The 25,154-nt window shown below is 74.4% G+C and carries 16 protein-coding genes and 2 pseudogenes; 6 read left to right on the top strand and 12 right to left on the bottom strand.

Translation table 11 applies throughout. From position 1 onward, the window contains the following. Positions 1-125: 125 nt before the first annotated feature. The 7 genes from QMQ26_RS26115 to QMQ26_RS26085 all read right to left on the bottom strand — a co-directional run bounded on the left by QMQ26_RS26115 (position 126) and on the right by QMQ26_RS26085 (position 8,806). A complete protein-coding gene (locus QMQ26_RS26115; protein ID WP_282202876.1) occupies positions 126-1,364 on the bottom strand; it encodes a glycosyltransferase in 1,239 nt (412 codons plus the stop codon). Then, positions 1,361-2,161, bottom strand: a complete 801-nt coding sequence (locus tag QMQ26_RS26110) for a polysaccharide deacetylase family protein (RefSeq protein ID WP_100840162.1) — start codon at positions 2,159-2,161, stop codon at positions 1,361-1,363. Before QMQ26_RS26110 ends, QMQ26_RS26115 begins: the two co-directional genes overlap by 4 nt. Then, the gene (locus QMQ26_RS26105; RefSeq protein ID WP_100840163.1) at positions 2,151-3,881 is read right to left on the bottom strand and encodes a lipid II flippase MurJ; all 1,731 of its coding nucleotides are present in this window, start codon (positions 3,879-3,881) and stop codon (positions 2,151-2,153) included. Before QMQ26_RS26105 ends, QMQ26_RS26110 begins: the two co-directional genes overlap by 11 nt. Further along, a complete protein-coding gene (locus QMQ26_RS26100; RefSeq protein WP_100840164.1) occupies positions 3,878-5,200 on the bottom strand; it encodes an O-antigen ligase family protein in 1,323 nt (440 codons plus the stop codon). Before QMQ26_RS26100 ends, QMQ26_RS26105 begins: the two co-directional genes overlap by 4 nt. A gap of 4 nt (positions 5,201-5,204) precedes the next feature. Next, the gene (locus QMQ26_RS26095; RefSeq protein ID WP_100840165.1) at positions 5,205-6,776 is read right to left on the bottom strand and encodes a sugar transferase; all 1,572 of its coding nucleotides are present in this window, start codon (positions 6,774-6,776) and stop codon (positions 5,205-5,207) included. A 295-nt stretch (positions 6,777-7,071) separates the two neighbouring features. Continuing rightward, on the bottom strand, positions 7,072-8,235 hold the full coding sequence (locus QMQ26_RS26090) for a glycosyltransferase (protein ID WP_282202875.1): 1,164 nt from the start codon (positions 8,233-8,235) through the stop codon (positions 7,072-7,074). A 130-nt stretch (positions 8,236-8,365) separates the two neighbouring features. Next, positions 8,366-8,806: an SRPBCC family protein gene (locus QMQ26_RS26085; RefSeq protein WP_282202874.1), complete on the bottom strand. Its 441-nt coding sequence runs from the start codon at positions 8,804-8,806 to the stop codon at positions 8,366-8,368. A 103-nt stretch (positions 8,807-8,909) separates the two neighbouring features. Between QMQ26_RS26085 and QMQ26_RS26080 the strand changes: the two genes are divergently transcribed. Beyond that, positions 8,910-9,812, top strand: coding sequence for a HipA family kinase (locus QMQ26_RS26080; RefSeq protein WP_100840168.1), 903 nt, complete (start codon positions 8,910-8,912; stop codon positions 9,810-9,812). A 34-nt stretch (positions 9,813-9,846) separates the two neighbouring features. On the opposite strand, the gene QMQ26_RS26075 is transcribed toward QMQ26_RS26080, so the two are convergent. Both QMQ26_RS26075 and QMQ26_RS26070 read right to left on the bottom strand, forming a co-directional pair. Continuing rightward, a complete protein-coding gene (locus QMQ26_RS26075) occupies positions 9,847-11,328 on the bottom strand; it encodes a S8 family peptidase (protein WP_282202873.1) in 1,482 nt (493 codons plus the stop codon). A 213-nt stretch (positions 11,329-11,541) separates the two neighbouring features. Then, on the bottom strand, positions 11,542-14,460 hold the full coding sequence (locus QMQ26_RS26070) for a glycoside hydrolase family 48 protein (protein ID WP_282202872.1): 2,919 nt from the start codon (positions 14,458-14,460) through the stop codon (positions 11,542-11,544). A gap of 225 nt (positions 14,461-14,685) precedes the next feature. On the opposite strand from QMQ26_RS26070, the gene QMQ26_RS26065 reads away from it, so the two are divergent. Beyond that, positions 14,686-16,242 (top strand): cellulase family glycosylhydrolase, encoded by a 1,557-nt coding sequence (locus QMQ26_RS26065; RefSeq protein WP_282202871.1) that lies wholly within the window; start codon positions 14,686-14,688, stop codon positions 16,240-16,242. Between the two features lie 184 nt (positions 16,243-16,426). Here the strand turns inward: QMQ26_RS26065 and QMQ26_RS26060 are convergent, their stop codons facing one another. Together QMQ26_RS26060 and QMQ26_RS26055 are read right to left on the bottom strand one after the other, a co-directional pair. Beyond that, on the bottom strand, positions 16,427-17,035 hold the full coding sequence (locus QMQ26_RS26060; protein WP_282202870.1) for a GNAT family N-acetyltransferase: 609 nt from the start codon (positions 17,033-17,035) through the stop codon (positions 16,427-16,429). Positions 17,036-17,229: 194 nt separating this feature from the next. Next, a pseudogene (locus QMQ26_RS26055) lies at positions 17,230-18,539 on the bottom strand (glutamine synthetase). Positions 18,540-18,775: 236 nt separating this feature from the next. Here QMQ26_RS26055 and QMQ26_RS26050 point away from each other — a divergent pair. Further along, positions 18,776-19,411, top strand: a complete 636-nt coding sequence (locus tag QMQ26_RS26050) for a TetR/AcrR family transcriptional regulator (protein WP_282202869.1) — start codon at positions 18,776-18,778, stop codon at positions 19,409-19,411. A gap of 131 nt (positions 19,412-19,542) precedes the next feature. After that, the gene (locus QMQ26_RS26045) at positions 19,543-21,030 is read left to right on the top strand and encodes an MFS transporter (protein ID WP_111552863.1); all 1,488 of its coding nucleotides are present in this window, start codon (positions 19,543-19,545) and stop codon (positions 21,028-21,030) included. A gap of 63 nt (positions 21,031-21,093) precedes the next feature. Here the strand turns inward: QMQ26_RS26045 and QMQ26_RS26040 are convergent, their stop codons facing one another. Then, positions 21,094-21,675, bottom strand: coding sequence for a Uma2 family endonuclease (locus QMQ26_RS26040; RefSeq protein ID WP_282202868.1), 582 nt, complete (start codon positions 21,673-21,675; stop codon positions 21,094-21,096). Between the two features lie 400 nt (positions 21,676-22,075). Here QMQ26_RS26040 and QMQ26_RS26035 point away from each other — a divergent pair. After that, positions 22,076-23,850, top strand: a pseudogene (locus QMQ26_RS26035) (3-hydroxyacyl-CoA dehydrogenase family protein). A gap of 262 nt (positions 23,851-24,112) precedes the next feature. Then, positions 24,113-24,955 carry a TetR family transcriptional regulator gene (locus QMQ26_RS26030; RefSeq protein ID WP_282202867.1) on the top strand — a complete coding sequence of 281 codons (843 nt, stop codon included), beginning with the start codon at positions 24,113-24,115 and terminating at the stop codon, positions 24,953-24,955. The last annotated feature ends 199 nt before the right edge of the window (positions 24,956-25,154 follow it).

The raw sequence follows: 25,154 nt of genomic DNA, 5'->3' as shown, positions 1-25,154 counted from the left end.
CTCCAGGAGGGTCGAAGGGGTGAACGGTTCAGTGCGCGGCCGGACGGCGCCCGGCGGAGCGCCCGGGGCCGGTCGGCGCGCCCCGCCGCCCGGGGCGGGCGGCGGGGCGGGGGCGGGCAACGGGGTCAGCCACCGGGCTGCCGCCGCCGGCCGGAGGGGGCCGCGGCCGCCCGCCGGGAGCGGCCGCGGGGCAGGGGGTCGGCGGGCTCCCGCCCGGTGCGGGGGGCGGCCGGGGCGGGCACCACGGGGACGGCGGCCGGCGGGGTGCCGACCGACTCGCGGTAGAGGGCGGCCAGTTCGGTCGCGATCCGGGCGATGTCGTAGTGCGCGACGGCGGGCGGGACCGGGAACGGGCCCGGCCGGGTGGTCGCCAGCAGGGCCAGCTCCCGGGCGTACGGCTCGGGTTCGGAGGGCAGCAGCCGGGCGTGCGGGGCCGCGGCGGCGGGCAGTTCGGCCAGCGCCGGACAGGCCGAGTGCAGCAGCGGGAGCCCGGCGGCCAGTCCCTCCAGGGCGGCCAGTCCGAAGGTCTCCTCACGGGACGGGGAGACCAGGACGTCGACGGCGGTGAGCAGTTCGGGCACGTCGTCGCGCTCGCCGGTGAGCACCAGGCGGTCGCGGACGCCGAGCCGGGCCGCGCGGTCGAGCAGCGCGGCGCGCTCGGGGCCCTCGCCGATCAGCAGCAGCCGGGCGTCGGGCAGCCGGGCCAGCGCCTCCAACGGGACGTGGAAGCGCTTGCCGGGCACCAGCCGGCCCACCGCGCCGATCACGAACGCGCCGATCGGCAGGCCGAGTTGGGCCCGCAGCCGGCCGCGGTGGGCGGCCCGGGCGGTGGGGGTGAAGCGGTACCGGGCGGCGTCCACCCCGTTGGGCAGCAGCCGGACCCGCTCGGCCGGCACGCCCCACTCGCCGAGCACCCCGGCGACCTGGCCGGAGACCGCCAGGGTGGTGCTGCCGAGCCGTTCGGCGCCCAGGTAGAGCGCCTTGACGCCGCGCGAGGTGGGCCGGCCCTCGATCACGCCGGACTGCAGCGAGTGCTCGGTGGCGATCACCGCGCGGACGCCGGCCAGCCGGGCGGCGAGGCGGCCGTACAGCATGGCCCGGTACAGGTGGGTGTGCACCAGGTCGTAGCGGCCGGAGCGGATCAGCCGGGTGAGCCGGGGCAGCACCGCGAGGTCGCGGTTGCCGCGCATGTCGAGGTGGTGGACGGTGAAGCCGTCGGCGCGCAGCTCCCGGGCGACCGCGCCGGGGTCGGTCAGCGCGGCCACCTCGTGCTCCTGGTCGGCCGGCAGGTGCCGCAGCAGCAGGGCGAGCTGGCGTTCGGCGCCGCCCGCGTGCAGGCCGGTGACCACGTGCAGGACTCTCATCGGGGCTCCCCCGCGACGGCCTTCGGCGCGGACTTCGGCGGGGCCCAGCGCAGCCCGGTGACGGCGTCCCGCCAGCGGTGCCGGCTGTGCTTGGCGCGCAGCCGCCAGGCCCCGTCCCGGTCGCCGACGTAGCAGCGCGGCAGGGCGTGCCGGCCGGTCAGCCAGGAGTGGTCGATGGCGCAGGCGTAGTCGTACCCGGCGTCCCGGACCGCCCGGGTGGCGGGCAGGTCGACCGCGCCGTACGGGTAGCAGAAGCCGGTGACCGGGCCGCCGACCAGGTCCTCCAGGGAGCGCCGGCTGTCCGCGGTCTGCCGCTCCAGGGCGGCCGGGGACAGGCCGGGCAGCGCCTGGTGGCCGAGCCCGTGCGAGCCGATCTCCCAGCCGGCCCGAGCCAGTTCGGCGACCTGCTCGACCGTCAGCAGTTGCTTGCGCGGCCCCTCGGCGTCCCAGCCGTTCTCGCTGCCGAGCAGGTCGGGGACGACGTACGCGGTGGCGGTGAAGCCGTACTCGCGCAGCACCGGGACGGCGTGCCGGGCGAAGTCGGCGTAGCCGTCGTCGAAGGTCAGGCCGACCAGCCGGGCCTCCCGGCCGCGGGCCTGCGCGGCCAGCAGTTCGCGGACGCTGACGCCGCGCCGGCCGGTGCGGTGCAGCCAGTCCATCTGTTCGGCGAACCGCTCGGGGGAGACGGTGAGCAGGTACGGGTCCTCGTCCTCCTCTGCCACCGAGTGGTACATCAGAATCCAGGGCGCGAGCCTGGGCGCGAGTGCCTGGGCCGGCAGGCGGGGATCAGCGGCCATGCGGCTTCCCTTCGTCAGCGGTGGACGGGGTGGGCTGCGGCCGGCGGGCCCGGGCCAGCAGTCCGAGCACCGGGCCGCGCACCTCGGCGGCGCCGAACAGCGCGCCGAGGGCGGCGAAGGACAGCAGGACGGTGGTGCCGCCGAGCAGCGCGGCGGGCAGCGGTCCGGCGGCGGTGCGGGCGGCCAGCGCGCCGAGCCCGGCGGCGGCGACGGCGGCGGCCAGCAGCCGGGCCTGGCCGCCGAGCACCAGGGGCAGCCGGAGCGCGACGCCGCGCAGCATCAGGCCGCGCATCAGCAGCGCCGCGGTGGTGGTGATGCCCGCGGCGTTGCCCGCGGCCAGGCCGAGCGCCCCGAAGTGCGGGGTGGCGCCGACGCCGACCGCGACGGTGACGGCCAGGCCGAGCAGCATCGCGCCGACCGGGTACCAGTCCAGCCAGGTGATCCGGTCGCCCTCGGCGCGCGGGACGTCGGCGCGGCGCACCACCGGGCGGACGCAGAAGTACGGCCGGACCATCACGCCGATCATCGCCTGCGCGGGCAGCCCGAAGGAGTAGACCCGGATCACGGCGGCGGTGGCGGAGGTGTCGGCCGGGCCGAACGCGCCGCGCTGGAACAGCAGGGCGACCAGCGCGGGGGCGCAGGCCATCAGGAAGGCGGTGCCCAGCAGGACCAGCGCGGCGGCCTGCCCGAGGTCCTTCTCGACCCGGTCGCGGGCCGCCGTGAAGTCCCCGGCGGCCATCGCCCGGGCCACCACCGGGAAGGTCACGGTGACGATCAGGATCGCCGAGGTCATCGCCAACTGGCTGACCTTCGCCGCGTAGTTGAGGTGCGAGATGGTGCCGGGCGGCAGGGCGGAGCCGAGGTAGCGCTCGATGAAGACCTGGGCCTGCCGGGTCAGCGTGAACGCGGCCACCGGCAGCAGCGCCAGCGGGATCAGCACCAGCCGGCGGGCCGCGCCCCGGCGCAGCCCGCGCCGCCGTCCGCCGGAGCGCAGCCGGCGGGCGAACGGCAGCACCAGCACGCCGGCCATCAGCGCGCTGCCGACCGCGACGCCGATCGCCGCGGAGCGCACCCCGAGCAGCCGGTGGCCGCTGAGCAGCAGCGCCAGGATGCCCAGGTTGTACATCACGTAGATGACGGCGGGCGCGGTGAAGGAGTGCAGGGCGCGCAGCGCGGAGGCCAGGTAGCCGGCGACGCCGAACGGCAGGATGGTGAGCGCGGTGATCCGGGTGCAGGTGACGGCGAGCTGCGGGTCGGCCAGGCCGGGGGCGAGCAGGTCGACCAGTTGCGGCGCGCCGAGCGCGACCGCGCCGGAGAGGGTGCAGAGCGCGAGCAGCAGCCAGGGCAGCGTGGAGCGGGTCAACTGCCTTACCGGGTCCGGCCCGTGCGGGCGCTCCTCGCGCAGCACCAGGGCCAGGCTGAAGGCCGGCACCATCAGGAACGCCATCGCGTCCTCGATCAGCAGCGGCGCGGCGGTCTCCGGCACCGTCCAGGCGACCAGGAAGGCATCGGTGCCCTGGTTGGCGCCGAAGTAGCGGGCCAGCAGCAGGTCGCGGAGCAGGCCGAGGCCGGAACCGGCCGCGCTGAGCAGCGCGGTGACGCCGAACGCCTTGGCCAGGAAGCCGCGCCGGGCGGGTTCGGCGGCCGGGCCGGGGCGCGGGGCGGGGACGGCGGTGGGGACGGGTGCGGGGGCCGCGGCCACCGGCTGCTCGGTCGTCATGCGCCGTCCGCCTCACGGGAGTCGGGTCCGGGGAAGGCGGTGCGGGCGGCCAGGCCGAGGACCACGGAGGTCAGCACGGTGGTGGTACCGCCGATGTCGGCGTAGAGGAAGTCCCAGAGCACCCAGCAGAGCAGGGCGAGGGCGGCCAGGCCGGGGCCGGTGGCGCGGCGCAGGCAGCCGAGCAGCAGGGCGAGGAAGAGCGCCAGGTAGGCGACCGCGCCGAGCAGGCCCTGCTCGCTGAGCACCAGGAAGTACATGTTGTGCGGGGAGAGCAGCGGTTCGCGCTGGAAGCCGATGGTGGCGTCGGCGGCGTCGCTGCCGGAGGAGAGCCGCAGCGGGGCGTGGCTGTCGCGCAGCTGCTGGAACGCCTTGGGGCCGGCGCCGGTCACCGGGTGGTCCTGCCAGATCCGGCCGGCGGTGGCCCACAGGTCGTAGCGGTCGGAGACCGACTGGTCGGGGGCGGCGGAGACCGAGCCGATCGAGCTGAGCCGCTCGGTGACGCCGGAGGCGCCGAGGCCGAGCCCGCCGACCAGCACCACCGCGGCGGCGGCGCCGACCAGCACGCCCCGGACGGCGAGCCGGGCGTCGGCGCGCAGCAGCAGCACGCTCGCGGCGACGGCGGTGGCGATCCAGCTGCCCCGGCTGAACGAGACCGCCAGCGGGAAGGCCAGGAACGCGGCGCTGCCCCACATCGCGCGGCGCAGCCAGCGGTTGCCGCCGGGGCGGCGCTCGGCGAGGGCCAGGCCGAGGGCGGCCAGCAGCCCGTACGAGACGACGGTGGACATCGCCATGATGTCCAGCGCGCCGAAGGTGCCGACGGCCCGGATCGGCTCGCCGGTGTAGGAGGCGCCGGTGCGGGTCAGGTACTGGTTCGCGCCGACCGCGCCCTCGATCAGGGCGGCCAGCACGAAGGAGCCGAGCACCAGGCGCCGGTCCAGGGTGTCGCGGACGGCGAGCAGCACCGCGGCGGGGACCAGCACGAAGATCTGCACCAGCCGGACGAAGCCGGTGAGGCTGGCGGCCGGGTCGATGGAGTGCGCGGTGGCGACGGCGGCGGCCAGCACCACGGCGCCCAGCAGCGCGCAGACGGCCGGGTCGAGGCGGGGCAGCCGGCCGCGCAGCAGGTCGAGGGCGATCAGCCCGACCAGGGCCAGCGAGGCGAGGTCGGCGGGGGTGACGTGGACGGCCGCGGCGACGTCCTTCTCCCCGGTCGGCACGCACACCAGCAGCACGGTGGCCGCCGCGAGCCAGCTCGGCCGGGCCGGGACTATCCGGGCCGACCACGCTGCCGGGTGGGGCGGTCGGAGGGCGATGGCCATGGGTTCAGCTCCCGTCCGGGCGGACTGCCAGGGCGGCGGTGCGGAGCAGGATCTTGGCGTCCCCCCACAGGCTCCAGCCCTCGATGTAGCGGTTGTCGAAGCGCGCCCGGTCCTCGATCGAGGTGTCCCCGCGCAGTCCGTTGACCTGGGCCAGGCCGGTCAGCCCGACCGGGACCCGGTGCCGGTCGGCGTACTCGGGGTACGCCTGGGCGAACCGCATGACGAAGTAGGGGCGTTCGGGGCGCGGGCCGACCAGGCTCATGTCGCCGCGCAGCACGTTCCACAGCTGGGGCAGCTCGTCCAGCGAGGTCCTGCGCAGGAACTTGCCGATGGCGCCCATCCGGTGGTCCTGGGCGATGTTCCAGCGGGTGGCCGACTCGTGCTCGTCGGAGGGGCGCAGGGTGCGGAACTTGAGGACGGTGAAGACCCGGCCGTCCAGGCCGGTGCGCTGCTGGCGGAAGAGCACGCCCGGGCCGGTGTCCCAGCGCACCGCGAGGGCGCAGGCGGCCAGCAGCGGGGAGATCAGCAGCAGGCCGAGGCCGGCCGAGGCGATGTCGAAGCCGCGCTTGACGGCCCAGCCGCCGCGCCGCATCGCGGGGGCCTCCAGGCGCAGGCAGGGGAAGCCCCAGAGGTGGTCGCCCGCGCCGCGGACCGCGTCGAACTCGCGCAGGCCGGGCACCAGCCAGACCTGGCAGCCGAGCCGGGCGGCGTGCCGCAGCGCGGCCAGCGTCTCGGCCTCGTCGGCGGCGCCGGCGGTGGCCAGCACGTGGTGGATGCGGTAGCGGCGCAGCACCCGGCCGAGCACCTCGCGCCCGCCGAGCACCGGCAGCGGGGCGCCGGGCGGCAGCAGCACCGGGTCGGGGTCGAGGTAGCCGACCGGGCGCAGGCCGTACTCGGGGTGGTCGGTGAGCACCGCGGCGATGTGCTGGCCGAGTTCGCCCGCGCCGAGGATCAGCACCGGGCTGGGGCGGCGGCGGCGGGCCCGGCGGGTGAGGTGGTGGACGAAGGCCCGGCCGAGGGCGGCGAGCGGGAGCAGCAGGAGCAGCAGGGTGAGCAGCCGCAGCGGGCTGACCGGCCCGAGGTCGGCCCAGCGGCCGGCCAGGCAGGTGTCGGCGGTGATCGCGAAGGCGGTGGCGACGGCGGCGCGGGCGGCCAGGCCCGGGAGTTCGTCGAGGGCGGAGAGGCTGAGCCGGGTGCGGTAGAGGCCGCCGGCCAGGTTGAGCGGGAGCAGCGCGGGCAGCAGCAGGGCGGCGGTGGCCACCGGGCGGGTGCCGGCGGGGGTGGTCGCGGCCGCGGCCAGGCCGACCGCCAGGGTGTCGGCGGCGGCCAGGGCGAGCGGGAGGGCGACCCGGGAGTGCAGCCGGCCGCGGTGCCGGCCGACCCCGGCCGAGGTCCGGGGCGCGGCGGCCCGGGACTTGGGGCGGCCCTTCGTCCGGATTCGCGGCCGGTCGAGCACGCCCGTGCCGGGTGCGGTGCCGGGCCCGGCACCGGGCCCGGTGCCCGCCCGAGCGCCGGGGCGGCCGGGACCCGTCAGCGTTCTGCCCGGTCGCGGCACGCTCTCGTGGTCAATGGTCATCAGCGCACGAACTCCCCTGCTGTGTACCCGCCGCGGCCGGGCAGTCGGACCGGACGTGCGCCGGCTCGGCGCCTCGACCCGGTGGACGCGGTCCAGGTAAGCACCTGCTGCCGTGAGAGGCGGTCGGCCATTCCGCTACCGAAAATGGGGACGAAGCAGGCAAAATCAGACATTACCGAACGCCGACCGGCACGCAGGAGGCTGACATGCCATTTCATTCCACCCGCCCAATAATCAGACTTTCAGGGAAGAAGGCCGCACCTGCGCGGGCGGGCGTTCACGGCCTGACAAACGATCAGAACCGCTGCGGGACACGGCCGGTGCGACCCGCCGGGACCACCCCGGTCCGAACAATCGTCCGGTACACCGCCGCCACCTGCTGAATCACTCCCCGGATATCGTGATGATCTGCCACGTATGACCGGGCCAGCAGCCCGCGCCGTTCGCACTCGATCCGATCGCCCAGGAATTCGACCAGCCGTTCGGCCATCGCGCCGGGATTCTCCGGCGGCACCACCGCCCGCTCCCGCTCCCCCGGCGGCAGGCACTCCCGGGCCCCCGGCACGTCGGTCAGCAGCACCGGCCGCCCGCAGGCCATCGCCTCCAGCGGCGCCAGCGCCATCCCCTCCCAGCGCGAGGGCAGCACCACCAGGTCGGCCGCCGCCAGCCACAGCCGCGGATCGGCCACGTCGCCCACCATCCGCACCCGGGACGGGTCCGGCAGCCCGCGCACCTGCTCGGCCAGCGCCTCGGCGTCCGGGCCGCCGCCGACCAGCACCAGCCGGGCCGCCGGGCGGGCCAGCTGCACCCTGGTCCAGGCGTCCAGCAGCACGTCCTGGCCCTTCTGCCGGCACAGCCGCCCCACGCACACCGCCAGCGGGTCGGCCCGGTCCAGGCCCAGGGTCATCCGGGCGGCCCGCCGGGACGCCGGGTCGGCGGGCGCGAAGTGCTCCAGGTCGACGCCGTTGGGCACCACCCGCCAGTCGGCGACCAGCCCGGCCGCCTCGCCGTCCGCCCGCTCCCGCTCGCTGACGCACAGCACGGTGCGGGCCCAGCGGGTGGCGTGCCGCTCCCAGCGCAGGCTGGCCCCGGCCATCGCCCCCTCCACCGCCGCGAACGACCAGGCGTGCGGCTGGAACACGGTGGCCGGGGTGCCGCGGGCCGCCAGCCGCCCGGCCAGCCCGGCCTTCGCGCTGTGCAGGTGCAGCACGTCCGGCCGGGCCCGGCGGACCAGCCGGCGCAGCCGCCACACCTCCCCGGCGGTGGACGGGCCGGGCGAGCGTTCGGCGGGCCAGTCCAGCACCCGGGCGCCGGCCGCGGCGGCCTCGCGGGCGAGCCGGCCGCCGGGCGGGCAGGCCACCAGCACCCGGCACCCGGCCGCGCGCTGCCCGCGCACCAGGTCCACCACCACCCGGGCCACCCCGCCGTCGACCGGCTGGGACACATGAAGGATCGTCATCTGCACGGCCCGGAGCCTAAGTTGACGGCGACCGCCGACCGGGCCCGCTTCACCCGTCCCGGGGAAGCAGAACACCCGTACGGCTGACGCGCCGTACAGGTGTCCGAGTGCTGCCGGGGCTCGGGGCGGCTCAGCCGAGTTCGGCCGCCAGGTTGGCCAGCACCTGGTCGTGGATGCGGTTGAGGCCCTTCGGCGCGAAGGTGCGCTCGAAGAAGCCGCCGATCCCGGTGGCGCCGGTCCAGCTCGCCTCCACGGTGACCCGGCTGCCGCTCCCGCCGTCCGCCGCCACCGTCCAGGTGATCACCATCGAGGAGTTGGCGTCGGTCTCCACCAGCTTCTCCGGGCCGGGCGCCGACACCGTGAACAGGCAGTCCCGGACCCGCTTCTCGGTCGCCCGGAGCTTCCAGTGCACCTGCGTCCCGGCGCCCCGGCCGCCGGCCCGCACCTCGTACTCGCTGTACTGCGCGGGCAGCAGCTTCGGCCGGGTCACCGCGTAGTCGGCCAGCGCCTCGTACACCCGCGCCGGGTCGGCCCCGTACGTCCGCTCGGTGGTGGCGTGCACCTTGCCCATCGCTTCACATCTCCTCGGTCGGCTGCTCGACGGTCGCGCCCAGCCAACCACCGCCGCGACCGGCCGCCAAACCCGGGGCGGTCCCCCGCGTTAGGGTGGGCGGATGCTCGACGAGGTGAAGGCGCTGCGCTATGTCGACCCGCTGCGGGCGGGCGGGTCGGTGCCCGGGGTGGTGGAGGCCGACGACCTGGGGACGTACGTGGTGAAGTTCACCGGGGCGGCGCAGGGCGTGAAGGCCCTGGTGGCCGAGGTGATCGTGGGCGAACTGGCCCGGCGGCTGGGGCTGCGGGTGCCGCCGCTGGTGCTGGTGGACTTCGACCCGGCGGTCGCCGCCGACGAGCCGGACCAGGAGATCCAGGACCTGCTGCGGGCCAGCGCCGGACGGAACCTGGGCATGGACCTGCTGCCGGGCGCGCGGGACTTCCGGCCGGGGATGATCGAGGTGTCCCCCGCCGAGGCGGGCCGGGTGGTCTGGCTGGACGCGCTGACCGGGAACGTCGACCGCAGCGTGCACAACCCCAACCTGATGGTGTGGCACGGGCGGCTGTGGCTGATCGACAACGGCGCGGGCCTGGTCTTCCACCACCGCTGGGCGTCCGCGCCCGCCGCGGTGCACCGGCGCTACGACCTGAGCGGCCACGCGCTGGGCGGCTACGGCCCGGACCTGGCCGCCGCCGACGCCGCGCTCGCCCCGCTGGTGACGCCGGAACTGCTGCGTGAGGTCGCCGCGCTGGTGCCGGACGCCTGGCTGGCCGGCGAGCCGGGCTTCGACTCGCCGGCCGCGGTGCGGGAGGCGTACGTGGCGCACCTGGCCGCCCGGGTGGCGCACTCGGCGGCCTGGCTGCCGGAGGGCTTCGCGACGCCCGAGCAGATCCGGGCCGCCGAGGAGCGGGCCGCCGCCGCGCGGCTGGCGGCCCGTCCGGCCTGGCTCAAGCAGGTGCCGAACCGGGCCGGTCTGGCCCCGGTGGAGCCGGACTGGTCCCGGCACGTCGGCGACGGCGGGTGACCCGCCGCCGGGCGGTCGGCGTCCCTGCGTCACGTCAGAGGCGCCACCAGTCGGCCGCCTTGGCGGCGGAGACGACGCCCGCGCCGTAGAAGCCGTTGTCGTGTCCGGAGCCCTCGCAGGTGGCCCGGTAGAGCCCGGTGCCGCCCGGGTCGAGGACCCCGCCGGTCGGGCAGGCGTGCGGGTCGGCCTGGTCGACCAGCAGGGCGCGCAGCTGCTCGGGGCCGGCCCACGGGTGGGTGGAGGCGAGCAGCGCGGCCACCCCGGCCACGTGCGGGGAGGCCATCGAGGTGCCCGACATGTAGCCGTACGTGCCGCCGGGGAGGGTGGAGAGCACCCCGCCCTTGGCGTCCGGGGTGTCCGGCACCTGGTAGCGGCTGTCGCCGCCGGGGGCCGCCACGGTGACCTTGTGCAGGCCGTAGCTGGAGTAGTACGACTTGTCGCCCTTGACGCCGATCGCGGAGACCGCGACCACGCCGGGCAGTTCGGCGGGCAGGTCCAGGCAGTCGGCGCCGATCGGCCGGGTGGCCGGGACGGTGTCGTCGGGGCTGGAGACGTCGACCGTCTTGTGCGCCAGGTCGATGTTCTCGTTGCCCGCGGCGGCGACGTTGAGCACGCCGTTGCGGCGCGAGTAGTCGACGGCCCGGCGGACCGCCTCGCTGACCGCGGCCTGGTCGGGGTCGGCGGCGCAGTTGAACATCCACGGGTCCACGTAGTAGCTGTTGTTGGTGACCTGGAAGTGGTGCTCGGCGGCCCAGACGAAGCCGCAGATCGCGTACTCGGGGTAGATGAACCCGCCGTCGTCGACCACCTTGACGGCGGCCAGCCGGACGCCGGGGGCGATGCCCTCGACGCCCTTGCCGTTCTTGGCGGCGGCGATGGTGCCGGCCACGTGGGTGCCGTGGCTGCTGGTGGTGGGCTGCCAGGACTGCCAGCTGGTGTCGGGGCTGCCGCTGAGGCAGGACGCGGAGAGCTTCGGGTCGACGTTGGCGGCGAGGTCCTCGTGGGTGGCGTCGATGCCGGAGTCGAGCACGCCGACCACCACCGAGCGGCTGCCGAGGGTCTGCCGGTGCGCCCGGTCGACGCCGATCTGCCGCATGTCCCACTGGTTGGCCCAGAGCGGTTCGCTGCCGTCGGCGGGCGCGGTGGCGGGGACGGCGGTCTCCTGGACGGCGCCCTCCACGTCGGCGGCCTCGATGCCCGCGGTGCGGCTGGCGCCGACCGAGTCGACGGTCTTCGACGTCCGCAGCCGGGCGGCGAAGCCGGGGTCGGTGGAGCGGGCGATCACCACGCCTATCCGCTCGTAGGAGGCGACCACGGTGCCGCCGGCCGCCCTGATCTCGCGCTCGGCCTTCTGGGTCTGGCCGTGGTTGGCCCTGGTGTTGACGACGTAGCTGAGCAGGGGTCCGTCGGCGGTCGCCGCGGCCGCGCCGGCGGTGGGCAGGGCCAGTGCTCCGGCCGTGGCGAGTGCGAGACAGGCCGCGGTGCGTGCGGAACGGCGAATCCGGGGAACGCTCATAGGGGTTGACCCTCCCGAGTGTCGGCGGCGCGATCGTGGGTGATCGATGGCGTCCGAATGGCCGGGAGACTATTCAGCACATATGACAAAAATCAAGAGGGAGTAAAACAATCTCCTCAGAACGGGCGAGTGCCCGGTCCGCTGTCGGTCGGACCGGGCACTCGCGCTCGGGTGACGGCTCGTCAGCCGTCGGCTCGCTCCGCCGGCGGCCCGTCAGCCGCCGAACAGCTCGCCGTAGGTCGCCATCGCCGTGGCGACGTCGGCCTGCGCCCAGAACCGGTGGTACGTGAAGGTCGGCGCGGCGCCGCCGTTCAGGTACGTCTGGACCTTGGCGAACGACGGGTCGTTCCGGTAGAAGGACCGGATCGACAGGAAGGTGGAGGCGCTGTTGACCGGGTCCCCGTTGGGCATGGTGCCGGTCCAGCCGCTCGGCACCGCGAGCGGCTCGTTGAAGCGGCTGTAGTCGGTGCGGGTCTCCGGCACCGAGACGCCCAGCGCGTCCTGGTTGTGGGCCCACATGCCGTCGAGCAGCTTCTGCGCCGCGCCCTTGGCCGCCGCGTTGCCGGACTTGGCCGCGTAGTAGGCCAGCAGCTTGGCGTAGGAGCCGGCCACCCCGACGTCGTTGGTGTAGTCGACCACGCTCACGTGCAGGCCGGTGTTGGCGCCCGGGGAGGCGGCGTTCCAGGTGTCCGGCTTGCCGCTCCAGGCCAGCGTGGACGGGATCTGGTAGCTGCCGTCCGCGGTGAAGGTGGTCTTGGACAGCGCCCAGGTCACCCACTTGTCCAGGATGGCCTTGGCCTTCGGGTCGCCGCTGGAGTAGTAGTACTCGGCCATCCGCTCCAGGCCCCAGGCCTGGAAGCCGAACCACTGGTTGGAGGCCGGGTCGTGGTAGACCGGCGCCTCGTCGTAGAACATCCCGTAGAAGGTCGGGGTGCCGGCCGGCGGGGTCCCGTAGTCGCCCTCCCAGCTGTTGGTCGCGCCGCCCGCGATCGCGCCCTCGCTGGACTGCAGCCACTGGGTGAACTCGACCTGACGGCCCATCGAGGTGGTCCAGTCGGACTTGCCGGTGGCCGACTTGGGGGCCATCGCCGGGTCGTTGACCAGCGCGTACGCGGCCATCGGGTTCTGGTAGCCGCCGTGCGCCGCGCTGTCGCCGATCCGCCAGGACCAGCCCGCCGAGGTGTCGGTGGCGCCGCCCCAGGCGTAGTACCAGGAGAGCAGGTAGTGCTCGGAGCTCTTGCCGCTGCCGGCCGCGCAGCTGTTCGGGCCGACGCAGTTGCCGATCTGCTTGAAGTACTTGTCGAAGAACGAGTACCGCAGGTAGTCACCCATCTTGCCGGCCTTGGCCACCGTGGTGGCCACCTTCGCGCCGTTGCCCTGCGCCTTGGCCCAGGTGTCGGCCCAGTACGCGGCCTGGACGGCGCGCGCGTCGGCGTCCGGCGCGTCGGTGTACTTCCACTGCTTGGCGTAGGAGTTGTCCTTGACGAACAGGTCCAGGTACCCGTTCTTGCCGCCGTACCTGAAGTTGTCGCAGGTGGGCTGCGGGATGGTCTCCCACACCGACTCCTGCGCGCCGCGCTGGTAGGTGTTGATGAACGACGGGCCGGTGTCGCTCGGGCCGGCTTCGCACTTGCCGGGCGCGTTGCCGTAGCCGTAGACGTTGTCCACGTCCTGTAGCCAGTGCATGCCGTAGATGTCGTCGGTGCCGTAGGCGCTCTTCAGCTCGCCGGCGATCGGGTCGGCGCCCGCGGTGACCGAGGTGTCCAGCGCGGCCGGGTAGTCGCTCGGCAGCGGGCGCTCGGGCGCGTAGGTGGCCGGCTTGGACGCGTTGTAGAACGCGTTGGTCGGCTGGTCGGCGTGGCCCGGGATCATGTACGTCTCCATGAGCGTCCACGCCGCGTTGAACTTCGACCAGTCCTGGGTGACCCGCCCGTACTGGGCCTCCAGCCAGAGCAGGTACGAGTACGCCTCCGAGGTGGTCTCGTGGCCCTGGTCGGGGGCCTCGACCAGCAGGGTCTCCACCGAGTGGTAGGGGATGCCCTCCGGCGAGAAGTAGCCGTTCGCCGGGTCCTTGATCTTGTTGTAGAGCTGGAGGAACCGGTCGTTGTACACGCCCGAGGCGGCGGCCAGCTCGGTCACCGTGACCGCCGAGGAGGTGTACCCGGTCGCGGTGGAGGTGAAGGTCGCCGAGCCGGTGGAGGAGGCGTCGGCGGTGAGCGTGACGGTCTGCGCCGTCGACCAGTCGGCCGGGGTGAAGGTCAGCGTCGCGCCGGAGCTGACGGACAGTCCGGTGTTGCCCGAGGTCCGGGTGGTGGTGACGGTGACGTTGGCGCTCGGCCGGCTGCTGAGCTTCACGGCGAAGCTGCCGGTCTTGCCCTGGTTCACCGACAGGGTCAGCGGGGTGGCGCTGATCGCCGGACCGGCCGCGACCGTGATGCCCGCCGGGGTCGACTCACTGCTCGCGCCCAGGCTGTCGTACGCCTTCGCGTAGATCGAGTGGTTTCCGCTCGCCGCGCCCGTCCAGGTGAAGGTGTACGGGGCGCTGGTGGCGGTGCCGATCAGCGTGGTGTTGTCGTAGAACTCGACCTTGCTGATGCTGGCGCCGTCCGCCGCCGTGGCCGTCGCCGCGAGCGGGACGGCCACCCCGGCCTGGTAGGTGGCACCGGGGGCGGGACTGGTCAGGGTGGTGGTCGGGGCCGCGTGGGCGCCGGTGCAGCTGGTGCCGTTGACCGCGAAGGCGGTCGGGGCCGCGTTGGTGCCGCTGTACGAGAAGTTGGCGCCCGCGGTGGCCGAGCCGCCGGCCGGGAGGGTGGCCGCCCAGGCCGGGGCGGCGACGGTGACGTTCTTGCCGGACTGGCTCCAGGTGCCGTTCCAGCCGCTGCCCGAGAGCGTCTGGTTGCCGGTGTAGGAGTAGGTGAGCGTCCAGCCGTTGAGCGCCGCGGTGCCCCGGTTGGTGATCGCCACGTTGGCGGTGAAGCCGCTGCCCCAGTCGTTCGTCGTGTAGTCGATGGAGCACTGGACGGCGGCGGCGGAGGCCGGGACGGCGACCGCGGTCGACAGGCCGGCGGCGAGCAGCGTGAGGGCGGCGGTGAGCGCCGGGACCCGGTTGCGGGGGGTGCGAGGTGGAGACATGACGGCTCCTCGGAGGGGGTGGGTGGGGGAGTCCGAAGACGGTCGTCCGCGGGACGTCCGCCGGGCCGTTCTTGTGGGAGCGCTCCCAAATATCGGGAGGGCCATCCGCACTGTCAAGAGAGTGAGCGCAGCCGGAACGTGTTGGCAACTCCCTTGCCCCTGGCTATGGTTCGGGGCGGGCCTGTGGGAGCGCGCCCACTTTTCCCCTCCTCCGAGGAGTCGGACATGACCGTCCGCACCACCACCACGGCGCTGGTCGCGGCGCTGGCCGCGACCGCTGCGGCCACCCTCGCACTCACCGGCGCCGGCCCGGCGGCCGCCGCCGGCGTCCGGTGCTCCGTCGACTACACGACGAACGACTGGGGCAGCGGCTTCACCGCGAACGTGAAACTTACCAACGCCGGCACCGCCCCGATCGACAACTGGAGCGTCGGCTACTCCTACACCGGCAACCAGACCCTCTCCGGCTCCGGCTGGAACGGCACCTGGAGCCAGTCCGGCAAGAACGTCACCGTCACCGCCCCCGCCTGGGCGGCCACCCTCGCGGTCGGCGGCTCGATCAGCGCGGGCGCCAACTTCTCCTACAGCGGCGGCAACGCGGCCCCGACCTCGTTCACCGTCAACGGCGTGACCTGCGGCGGGGCGGCGAGCCCGTCGCCCTCGCCGTCCGCTTCGGCGTCCCCCTCGCCCTCCCCCTCGCCGTCCGCGTCCGCGTCCGCTTCGGCCTCGCCGTCGCCGTCGCCGTCGGGGAGCACCGGCACCGGTGGCGGCAGGGCCCCGGCGCTGCGCGTCTCCGGCAACCGGCTGGTGGACGCCAACGGCGCGCAGGTGGTGCTGCGCGGCGTGAACCGCTCCGGCATGGAGTTCATGTGCGTCCAGGGCTACGGCTTCGCCGACGGCCCGGTGGACGCCGCCTCGATCGCCGCGATCAAGAGCTGGAAGGCCAACGCCGTCCGCGTCCCGGTCAACGAGGACTGCTGGAACGGCTACGCCAACGTCAAGCCGGAGTACGCGGGTGAGAACTACCGCACCGCGGTGAAGAACTTCGTCTCCGCGCTGCGGGACGCCGGGCTCACCCCGATCATCGACCTGCACTGGACGCAGGGCCTCTACACCGGCAACTCCTCGGGCTGCTCGGACACCAACTCGACCTGCCAGAAGCCGATGCCGGGCGCGGGCGCGGCGACCTTCTGGTCCTCCGTCGCCGCCGCCTTCAAGAACGACCCGTCGGTGGTCTTCGACCTGTTCAACGAGCCCTACGCGGACCGCGCCGTCTCCGGCCTCGACCAGGCGTGGAACTGCTGGCGGGACGGCGGCAGCGCCTGCCCCGGCATCGGCTACCCGGTCAGCGGCATGCAGACCCTGGTGAACGCGGTCCGCACCGCGGGCGCGAACAACGTCATCCTGCTCGGCGGCCTGGCCTACTCCAACGACCTCGGCCAGTGGCTGGCCCACAAGCCGACCGACCCGGCGGGCAACCTGGCCGCGGCCTGGCACGTGTACAACTTCAACACCTGCTCCAACCAGTCCTGCTGGAACTCGACCGTGGCGCCGCTGGCCGCGCAGGTCCCGGTGGTGATCGGCGAGATCGGCGAGAACGACTGCGCCCACTCCTTCATCGACCAGGTGATGTCCTGGGCCGACGCCGCCAAGGTCTCCTACCTCGGCTGGACCTGGAACACCTGGGACTGCGGCCAGGGCCCGTCGCTGATCTCCGGGTTCGACGGCACCCCGACCGCGTTCGGCCAGGGCCTCAAGAACCACCTGGCCGCCGTGAACTGACCCCGATCCGGTCCCGCGCGGCCGCCCGGCTCCCCCCGGGCGGCCGTGCCGTTCCCGGGAGACGCTTCCCGGAGGGTCGACCCCGCGTCAGGACGGCCGGGACGCCGGGAAGGGGCGATCGACGGGTTCCGGCCCGTCGGCGGCAGGACCGCGAGGAGGCGTGCGGCGTGGTGCGGCGCGCGGCTCAGAGTCGGGTGGGGCCGCCGTGGCGGGCGAAGAACTGCTCGGCGAACAGAGCGAACAGGACCACGTCCCGGTGTTCGCCCGCGACGAAGAAGTGCCGGACCAGTCGGCCCTCCTCGACGAAGCCGAGCCGCCGTTGGAGGGCCAGCGAGGGCGCGTTGTGGGCGAACACCCGGGCGGTGGCCTTGTGGTGGCGGCGCTCCTCGAACTGGTGGCGCAGCACCAGGCGGACGGCCTCGGCCGCGTAGCCCCGGCGGCGGTGCTCGGCGCCGACGGTGATGCCGTACTCGAACAGCCCGCTGCGGCCGTCGGCCCGGTGCACGGCGATCGCGCCGACCGCGGTACCGGCCGCAGTGCCGACCGCGGTACCGGCCGCGGTACCGGCCGCGGCGCCGTCGGGGAGCGACTCGATGATCAGCTGGTAGGTGCCGGCGGTCGGGTCGGCGGCGGCCTTCTCCCTGGCCAGCGCCGTCCAGCCCTCGGCGGAGCGCGGCGGGTCGAGCGCGTCCCCGAGCCGCTCCTCCTGCGCGGAGAGCCGGGCCAGCAGCGGTCCGTCCTCCGGTTCGACCGCGCGCAGCCGTACCCGTCGGCCCGTCCAGTAGCTCGTCATCGGATCTTCGTACCACGCCCGGCATCCCGGCGTCCGCCGGCTTTCCCGGCCCGTTCCGGGGCCGCCGCCCACCATCGGTTCGCCCGGCGCGGGGCGGCGACTCGACCGCTGAACTTCCCGTACAGAAAGCGTGGTTGAGCAGCAGCAGCCCCACCCGCGCCTCCCCGCTCCCACTGCGCGGGCCGGGGCGGGGGTCAGTAGCGGTAGCGGACGGCTTCGACGATCTCCTCGGGGGTGCGGTCGGCGAAGCGGGCGATCTCGGCCTCCCGGACGTCGATGACGGCCTGCCAGAGTTGCTCGCCCATGGCGGCCCGCAGCACCGGGGAGGCGCGCAGTGCGGCGACGGCGTGGCCGAGTGTGGCGGGGAGGCGTTCGGCCGTGCCGTCGGGGTCGCCGGTGGTCTCGGGGGCAGGCGGAGGGCGGCGTCGAGGCCGGCCAGGCCGGCGGCCAGGACGCCGCCGACGGCGAGGTAGGGGTTGGCGGCGGCGTCGAAGCACTTGATCTCGGCGTTGGCCTGCTCGGGGGCGGAGCCGGTGATCAGGCGGAGCGCGGCCTCCCGGTTCTCCAGGCCCCAGCAGCGGTGCGGGCCGGACCAGCGGCCGGGGACCAGGCGCAGGTAGCTGGCGACGGACGGGGCGCCGAGGGCGAGCAGGGCGGGCAACTCGGCGAGCACCCCGGCCAGGAACGCCTCGGCCTCCCGGGTGAGCCCGTGCGGACCGGTGCCACCGTGGCCGAGGTTGCGGCCGTCGCGCCACAGGCTGAGGTGCAGGTGGCCGCCGTTGCCGACGCCGTCGGGGGCGGTGACGGGGGCGAAGCTGGCGCGCAGGCCGTGCCGCAGCGAGACGGCCTGCACGGTGTGCCGGACCAGCAGGGTGGTGTCGGCGGCCTCGACCGGGCCTTCGGGGGCGACGGACAGCTCGTACTGGCCCTCGGTGTACTCGGGGTGCAGTTGGAGGACGGTCATCCGCTGTTCGCGCAGGGCGCGCAGCAGGTCGCGCAGGTAGTCGCTGTTGCCGATCAGGCGGCGCATGCCGTACGCGGGCCCGGGTTCGCCGCCGTCGACGATCCACTCGACCTCGATGCCGGCCCGGACGGTCAGGCCGTGTCCGGCGAGCGCCTCGGCGGTGCGGCGGGCGAACTGCCGCTGGCAGCCGGGGTGCGGTTCGCCCTGCTGGGTGCGCCGGTCGCCGGGGGCCCAGGCCCAGCCGGGCTGGGCGGCGAGGCGGTGCAGCGCGGTGAGGTCGGGGACCAGGCGCAGGTCGCCGACGGGGCCGCCGGAGGGGGCGAGCGAGTCGTCGACCAGGAAGGCGTCGAAGCAGGGCGCGGCGCCGACGCCCCAGCGGGCGGCGGACTCCAGGCCGCGGACCGGGACGGCCTTGACCCGGGTGACGCCCGCGTTGTCGACCCAGCCGACGACGACCCCGTCGACGCCCTCGGCCTCGATCCGGGTGGCGGCCGTCCGGGCCTCGGCGGCGTGGTCGGCGGGCGGCGCGGTGATCCTCATGGGCCTATCCTGACCAGGGCTTTCCGGCCGATCGGGGGAACGCGCCGGGAGGTCACCCGTCCGTGGCCGCACCGATGTGACGCAGGTCACATCGGATGATGAAATTTCCGGGACGGATTCCCCGTTTAGACATCTGTCCGCAACGAAACGGGGAGATGATCCCCGCATCGGAAACCGCGCCGGAGTCCGCCCGAGGGGCGGTTCCCGGACCCGCCGCCGCTCGAAGGGAGCGCACCATGACCGTCGTCGCCGCCGCTCCCGTCCGCCGCGCGGACGCGGCCCGCAACCGGGCCCGCATCGTCGCCGCGGCCCGGGAGGCGTTCGTCGAGTACGGGGCGATGGCCTCGCTGGACGAGATCGCCCGCCGGGCGGGCGTCGGCAACGCCACGCTGTACCGGAACTTCGCCGACCGCCGCGCCCTGATCCACCAGGTGTCGATCGCCGTGATGGAGCGGATCGTGGCGCACGCGCACGCGGCCACCGCGCAGGAGCCCGACTCCTTCGCCGCGTTCAGCCGCTTCGTGCACGCCGCGGCCGAGGAGCGGATCGGCGCGCTCTGCCCCCTGCTGTCCGACCCGATCGACTTGAACGACCCCGAACTCGCCGAAGCCCGCGCCGAGATGAAGCAGGTCACCGAGGACCTCATCGCGCGGGCCCAGGCCGACGGCCTGCTCCGCACCGACGTCGGAGCCGGCGACATCGTCGTCGCCATGGCCCAGCTCACCCGACCGCTCCCCGGCTTCGGCTGCCTCGACCTGGACCCCCACGTCCGGCGTCACCTGCAGTTGCTGCTGGACGGCCTGCGGGCTCCCGCGCCGTCCGTGCTGCCCGGCCGTGCCGCGACCCTGGAGGACCTCACGCCCCGCGTCTGACCCCCCTCGGTCCCGCCCGCGGGCCGACCGGCCTCGCACGCCCCCGAAAACCTCCCGCAGGAACCGCCCCTCGACGGCGCGACGCCCCTGCACCCCTCCGTACGCTCTCGCACACACAAGTGGGTACCTCCATGTCTGACACCCTCCAGCCGGACCCTCGCCGGTGGAAGGCGCTCGTCTTCATCGCCCTGGCGCAACTGATGGTCGTGCTGGACGCGACCGTGGTGAACATCGCGCTCCCGCACGCGAAGGAAGACCTCGGCTTCGCCGACAGCACCACCCAGTGGGTGATCACCGCCTACGCGCTGGCCTTCGGCAGCCTGCTGCTGTTCGGCGGCCGGGTCGCCGACCTGTGGGGCCGCCGCCGGACCTTCATGGTCGGCCTGGTCGGCTTCGCCGCGGCCTCCGCGCTCGGCGGCGCCGCCGCCAACACCACCATGCTGCTCGGCGCCCGCGCCCTGCAGGGCGTGTTCGGCGCGCTGCTGGCGCCCGCCGCGCTGTCGCTGCTGGCCGTGATGTTCACCGACGGCAAGGAGCGCGCCAAGGCGTTCGGCATCTACGGCGCGGTGGCCGGCGGTGGCGGCGCGATCGGCCTGATCCTGGGCGGCGCCCTCACCGAGTACCTGAACTGGCGCTGGACCTTCTACGTCAACATCCCGTTCGCCCTGGTCGCCATCGCGGGCGCGGTGCTGGTCATCAGCGAGCCGGCCGTCGGCCACAACCGCAACCGCCTCGACATCCCGGGCGTGCTGCTGGTCACCACCGGCCTGGTCTCCCTGGTGTACGGCTTCACCCGGGCCGAGCAGGAGGGCTGGGGCGACAGCAGCACCATCGGCCTGTTCGTCGCCGCCGCCGTGCTGCTCGCCGCGTTCGCGGTGGTCGAGAGCCGGGTCAAGGCCCCGCTGCTGCCGCTGCGCGTGGTCACCGACCGCAACCGCGGCGGTGTCTACCTCTCGCTCGGCATGGCCGTGATCGGCATGTTCGGCCTGTTCCTCTTCCTCACCCTCTACATGCAGGGCGTGCTGGGCTACAAGCCGCTGGTCAACGGCTTCGCCTTCCTCCCGATGGTGGCCGGCATGATCACCGGCTCCACCCAGATCGGCGCCCGCCTGATGACCCGGGTCCCGGCCCGCTACCTGATGGCGCCCGGCTTCCTGGTCGCCTCGCTCGGCCTGCTGATCCTCACCCAGATCGACGTCGGCACCTCGTACTGGCAGATCCTGCCCGGCCTGATCCTGATGGGCCTCGGCATGGGCACCGCGTTCATGCCCGCGATGAGCCTGGCCACCTACGGCGTGCAGCCGCGGGACGCCGGTGTCGCCTCCGCGATGGTCAACACCTCCCAGCAGGTCGGCGGCGCGATCGGCACCGCCCTGCTGAGCACCGTCGCCCACAGCGCCGGCACCTCCTGGGCCAAGGCCCACGCGGCCACCGCCACCGACCAGCAGCTGTTCCAGCTCCAGGCCCAGGTGCACTCGTACTCGGTGGCCATCTGGTGGGCCTTCGGCATCCTGGTCCTGGCCGGCGTCACCGCCTTCGCCCTGATCAACGCCGGCAAGCCCGAGCACCACACCGAGGGCGCCCCGGCCGAGGACGCCGTCCCGGTCATGGCGCACTGACCCTCCCCGCAGCACCCACCACGACGGCCCGCCCGGAACCCTCCGGGCGGGCCGTCCGGCGTCTCAGCGGCTGAACTCCTTCAGCTCCTCGGTGTCGAGGCTGACGTTCACCGGCTCCGGCAGCTCCACGACGTGCCCGTAGGTCAGCGTCACGACACTGTGGTAGCGCCCGTCCTCCGGCTCGCTGTGCACCGAGACCGCACCCGCGTCGCGGTCCACCAGCAGGAACACCGGGATGGCGGTCTCCGCGTAGGCCCTCGGCTTCTCGACCCGGTCGCGCCGGTTGGCGTCGGCGTCGTACGAGGTCACCTCGACCACCATGAGGACCTCGGCCGGATCGGCCCACTCCCCCTGGCCCGCGAAGCTACGCCGCGGCGCGAGCGAACCGTCCGGCTTGGCCAGCCCGTTGCGGTAGTTCGCCACCTGCAGGCCCTGCTCGGGGTAGAGCCGGAGATCCGGGCGCTGGGCCAGGCAGCGCTCCAGCAGCCACATGACGATCTCGCCGTGGTCGCCGTCGGGCACCGGCTTGACTCCGATCCTGCCGTTGACGAACTCGAGCACCACGTCTTCCCGCTCGGCCGCTATGGCGATCTCCCTGAACTGCTCAAGTTCCATCTGCGGACGCTCAGTCGTCATGACAGCCATGGTGTCCTCCTTCGGCAGCTGCGGCCACAGTATGGGTCGGTGCGCGGACCCGGCGTGCCGCTTCCCCTCTTCCTACCCGTCGGTAGCTGGGCTACAGTGTCGGCACGCGTCAGCGCCGGGCTTCGGGAGCCGCACCGGCAGGGCGCCTTCGCACCGCACCGTGTGCGTGTCGGCGTCGCTCCATGATCTGACGGAGCGCCTGAGCACCACGGCACCACCCCTCGACGGAACCGGAGCGGACCGGTCCGTACCGCGGGGCGCCGCTGTTCTTCTTCCGTTCCCGTTTCTCCCGTGCCGTCGGCACACCCTCCCCCGTCACACCCTCCGTCCGGGTTCGCGCTGTCGCGGCCGGGCGGTGGCGGGGGCCGCGGCGCGGGGCCCTGACCAAGGAGTATGGACAATGGAGCGTCCCTTCCCCACTGTCGCCGTCATCGGCCTGGGCACCATGGGTGCCGGGGTGGCCGTGGCCCTCGCCCGCAGCGGCCGCCGGGTGATCGGCGTGGAGGCCGGTCCGACGCAGGCGCTGCGGGCGCTGGACCGGATCGAGGCGTCCACCGCGCGGGCGGTGGAGCGCGAGCGGCTGACCGCCGCGGAGCGGACGGCGCTGCTGGAGCTGATCGAGGTCGGCGACGACCTGGCCGCGGCGGCCGGGGCCGACCTGGTGGTCGAGGAGGTCCCGGAGGACCTGGAGCTCAAGCGCGCGCTGTTCGCCGAGCTGGACCGGATCTGCCCGCCGGAGACGGTGCTGGCGACCGGCACCACCGCGCTGAGCGTGACCCGGATCGCGGCGGCCACCGGCCGCCCGGAGCGGGTGCTGGGCGTGCACTTCTTCAACCCGGTGCACAGCATGCGCCTGGTGGAGGTGGTCCGCACCGTGCTGACCTCCCCCGGGCGGCCGAGCAGGTCGCCGAGTTGGCCCGCGACCTGGACAAGGAGCCGGTGGCGGCGGGCGACCGGGCCGGGTTCATCGCCAACGGCCTGCTGTTCGCGTACCTGAACCAGGCGGCGGCGATGTTCGAGTCCCGGTACGCGACCCGGGAGGACATCGACGCGGCGATGCGGCTGGGCTGCGGCCTGCCGATGGGCCCGCTGGCGCTGCTGGACCTGATCGGCGTGGACACCGCCCGCACCGTGCTGGAGGCGATGTACGCGCAGTCCCAGGACCGGCTGCACGCCCCGGCGCCGATCCTGGGGCAGCTGGTCGCGGCGGGCCTGCTGGGCCGCAAGTCGGGCCGCGGCTTCTACACCTACGAGGCCCCGGGCTCGTCCAGGGTGGTCGCCGAGGAGACCGCGGCGGCGGAGGCCCGGCCGGCCGGGCGCGCGGTGCGCAGCATCGCGGTGTGCGGCAGCGGGACGATGGCGACCGGCATCGTGGAGGTGTTCGCCAAGGCGGGCTTCCCGGTGCTGCTGGCGGCCCGCAGCCGGGAGAAGGCGGAGCTGGCGAAGGCGCAGTTGGCGCGGTCGCTGGAGCGTTCGGTGGCCAAGGGCCGGCTGACCGGGGAGCAGCGGGACGCGGCGCTGGCGCTGGTCGTCCCGACCGGCTCGTACCGGGACCTGGCGGACGCCGACCTGGTGGTGGAGGCGGTGGCGGAGGACCTGGCGGTCAAGCGCGAGCTGTTCACCGTGCTGGACGGGATCGTCAAGCCGGGCGCGGTGCTGGCCACCACCACCTCCTCGCTGCCGGTGATCTCCTGCGCGACGGCCACCTCGCGGCCGCGGGACGTGGTCGGGATGCACTTCTTCAACCCGGCGCCGGCCATGAAGCTGGTCGAGGTGGTCTCCACGGTGCTGACCGCGGAGGACGTCACGGCGACCGTGCTGGAGCTGTGCGCGAAGGTGCGCAAGCACCCGGTGGAGTGCGGCGACCGGGCCGGGTTCATCGTGAACGCGCTGCTGTTCCCGTACCTGAACGACGCGGTGCGGATGCTCCAGGAGCACTACGCGACGGTGGACGACATCGACACCGCGATGAAGCTGGGCTGCGGCTACCCGATGGGCCCGTTCGAACTGCTGGACGTGGTGGGCCTGGACGTGTCGCTGACCATCGAGCAGGTGCTGCACCACGAGTTCCGCGAGCCGGGGCTGGCGGCGGCGCCGCTGCTGGAGCACCTGGTGGCGGCGGGCTGCCTGGGGCGCAAGACGGGGCGTGGTTTCCGCGACCACGCACGGCGATGACCGGCCGTCCGGTGCCCGCTCCAGGGGGCCGTCCGGTGCCCGGCGGGGGCGTCAACCCGCTTGCGGCGAAGCCTCCTTGGGGCCCCGGCGCGGTCTCCTCGCGGTGGCCGCGGCCCGCCGTGGCGCCGCCCGCGGCACCGGTGCGCCGGGGCAGGCCGGCCGGGGCCGGGGCGGGTGCGTGTAGCGTTCCGAACATGGATCGCCAGACCTCGCCCCCCAGCAGCAGCCGCCGGCCGCCGGGCCCGATCAGCCGCGGGCGGGGGTGGAGTCCGGGCCGGGCAGCCGCCGGGCCGCCGCCCAGCGGCTGCAGATGCGCCAGGACCTCACCGCCGCGGCGATGGAGCTGTTCGCCACCCAGGGGTACGAGGAGACGACGGTCGATCAGATCGCGGCCGCCGCCGGGGTCGCCCGACGGACCTTCTTCCGGTACTTCCGGTCGAAGGAGGAGGCGATCTTCCCGGACCACGACGACACCCTGGTGCGGGTGGCGGACCTGCTGGCCAGCGCCGACGCCGAGGAGCACCCGCTGGACGTGGTGTGCCGCGGCATCAAGGAGGTGCTGCGGATGTACGCCTCCACGCCGGAGATGTCGGTGGCCCGCTACCAGCTGATCCGGCAGGTCCCGGCGCTGCGCGAGCGGGAGATCGCGGTGGTCTCCCGCTACGAGCGGCTGTTCACCCGCTACCTGCTGGGCCGGTTCGACGCGGCCGAGCAGACCCCGCCGGGCTGGCAGCGCGGCGGGGACGACGACTCGATGCTGGCCGAGGTGTCGGCGGCGGCGGTGGTCGCGGCGCACAACCACGTGCTGCGGCGCTGGCTGCGGGCCGGCGGCCACGGGGACGTGGAGGCGCAGCTCGACCACTCCTTCGGGGTGATCCGGGGGACGTTCTGGCCGACCCCGCCGAGCGGTGCCCGCCGCCGCGGCACCACGCTGGCACCCGGTGCCACTGGTGACGGAGTGCCACCGGAGGAGCCCGGGGCGGTGAGCGCACTGAGTGCCAGTCCGAGCGGTGAGGTGCTGATCACAGTCGCCCGGACGGACGCACCGCTGGAGGCGGTGGTGGATTCGATCAGAGCCGCCCTGACCGGGAGAACTCCCGCGTAATCCAGGGGGTTTTCGCAGATCACCGGCACATTCGAAGGCCCGTTCCCGGTTTCGGGGACGGGCCTTCGGCGTTCCCCGGCCGACCGGGCACGGCGTGTCCTGGCTCACGCCACGACTTGGCACCGCGTGTCTTTACGAGTGGCACAGGGTGCCATTACCGTGTTCCCACCGGCTGCGGCGCCGCGGCTCCCCACCTCGG

The organism is Kitasatospora fiedleri (assembly GCF_948472415.1).
Taxonomy (GTDB): Bacteria; Actinomycetota; Actinomycetes; order Streptomycetales; family Streptomycetaceae; genus Kitasatospora; species Kitasatospora fiedleri.
The sequence above is the reverse complement of the archived record's forward strand: the minus strand, read 5'-3'. Positions and strand labels throughout refer to the sequence as shown.